Origin of the sequence: Mycobacterium sp. 852002-51971_SCH5477799-a, from assembly GCF_001667145.1 — a bacterium.
In the GTDB taxonomy this organism is placed as follows: Bacteria; Actinomycetota; Actinomycetes; order Mycobacteriales; family Mycobacteriaceae; genus Mycobacterium.
Genome location: NZ_LZIF01000006.1, coordinates 1 through 2,049 on the forward strand (window position 1 = coordinate 1; position 2,049 = coordinate 2,049).

Annotated in this window: 1 protein-coding gene; it reads left to right on the plus strand. The window is 64.1% G+C overall.

All coding sequences use genetic code 11. From position 1 onward, the window contains the following. Positions 1 to 2,049: amino acid adenylation domain-containing protein (locus A5753_RS00645; RefSeq protein WP_156655841.1), on the plus strand; the 2,049-nt coding region annotated here is incomplete at both ends.

Below are 2,049 nucleotides of genomic sequence, written 5' to 3' on the forward strand. Positions count from 1 at the left end.
GTATTGGGAGCAGACCCTGGCGGGGTTGCCTGAGCAGCTGCAGTTGCCCACGGATCGGCCTTATCCGCCGGTGGCCGATTATCGCGGGGCCAGTGTGGTGGTGGATTGGCCGGCCGAGTTGCAGCAGCGGGTGCGCGAGATGGCCCGCAAGCATGATGCGACCAGTTTCATGGTGGTTCAGGCCGCGCTGGCGGTGTTGTTGTCGGCGCTGAGTGCCAGTTCTGATGTGGCCGTTGGGTTTCCGATCGCTGGGCGGCGCGATCCTGCGCTAGATGATCTGGTCGGGGCGTTTATCAATACGTTGGTGTTGCGGGTGGATTTGGCTGGGGATCCCACGGTGGCCGAGTTGGTTGCCCAGGTGCGCCAGCGCAGTCTGGCGGCGTATGAGCATCAAGATGTGCCCTTTGAGGTGTTAGTCGAGCGGCTCAATCCGACCCGCAGTCGGGCGCATCATCCGTTGATTCAGGTGTTGTTGGCTTGGCAGAATAATCAATCCGCGGAGCTGGATCTCGGTGATTTGCAGCTGACCACGTTGCCGGTGGAGATCCGTACGGCCCGTATGGATTTGGCGTTCTCGCTGGCTGAGCGTTGGACCGAGTCCGGTGATTCCGCTGGGATCGGTGGTGAGGTCGAGTTTCGCACTGACATCTTTGAGCCGGCCACGATCGAGGCGTTGATCGAGCGGCTGCGGTGGGTGCTGGTGGAGTTGAGCGCTGATCCGGGGCGGCGGTTGTCGTCGCTGGATTTGGTGGATGCCGCTGAGCATGCCCGCCTTGCCCAGATCGGTAACCGGGCGGTGTTGGACGAGCCGGCGATGGTGTCGGGGTCGATTCCGGCGTTGTTCGCGGCGCAGGTTGCGCGTACCCCGGAGGCGGTGGCGCTGACATGCGCTGGGCGCTCGATGACGTATCGCGAGCTCGATCAGGCCGCTGACCGTAAGGCGTATCTGCTGGCTACGTTGGGTGCGCGCCCGGGTGAGTCGGTGGCGTTGCTGTTTTCCCGCTCGGCTGAGGCGATCGTGTCGATTGTGGCGGTGCTCAAAACCGGGGCCGCTTATGTGCCGATCGATCCCGGCCATCCTGACGAGCGGATCAGTTTCATGCTCGCCGATGCCGGACCGATCGCTGCGATCACCACCGCCGACCAACGCTCACGGTTGGATCGGCTGGGACTGTTGGTCATTGATGCCAACCATCCAGGTATTCCCGTTTATCCGGGCAAGAGTTTGCCGGTACCGATGTCCGATGATGTCGCGTACGTGATTTACACCTCGGGTACTACCGGGGTGCCGAAAGGTGTGGCCGTCACCCACGCCAATGTGACCCAGCTCCTCACGGAGACAGACGCGTATGTGCCGCCGGGGACCTGGACGCAGTGCAATTCGTATGGGTTTGACACCTCGGTGTGGGAGGTGTGGGGTCCGCTGCTGCATGGCGGGCGGGTGTTGGTGGTGCCCGAGTCGGTGGCCGCGGCGCCAGCAGATTTCCACGATTTGCTCGTCAAGGAACGGGCCAGTTTTCTTGCCTGGACTCCGTCTGCGGTGGCGACGCTCTCGCCGCAGGGCTTGGGCCAGATGACGTTGGCCGTCGCCGGTGAGGCGTGTCCTGCTGAGGTGGTGGACCGCTGGGCTTCGGGGCGGGTGATGTTCAATGCCTACGGTCCGACCGAGACGACGATGGTTTTGACGCTCAGTTCGGCGTTGGCGGCGGGGTCGGGGGTGCCGCCGATTGGGTCGCCGGTGCCTGGGGCGGCGTTGTTTGTGTTGGATCAGTGGTTGCGCCCGGTGCCGGTCGGGGTGGTCGGTGAGTTGTATGCGGCGGGTCGTGGGGTGAGCCCTGGCTATGTGCGTCGGGCGGGGTTGACGGCGTCGCGGTTTGTGGCGTGTCCCTTTGGGGGTGTGGGGGCGCGGATGTATCGCACCGGGGATTTGGTGCGGTGGGGCGTTGATGGGCAGTTGCAGTATTTGGGCCGCGCTGATGAGCAGGTCAAGATCCGTGGGTATCGCATCGAGCTCGGTGATGTGCGCGCGGCGCTGGCCGGGCTGGATGG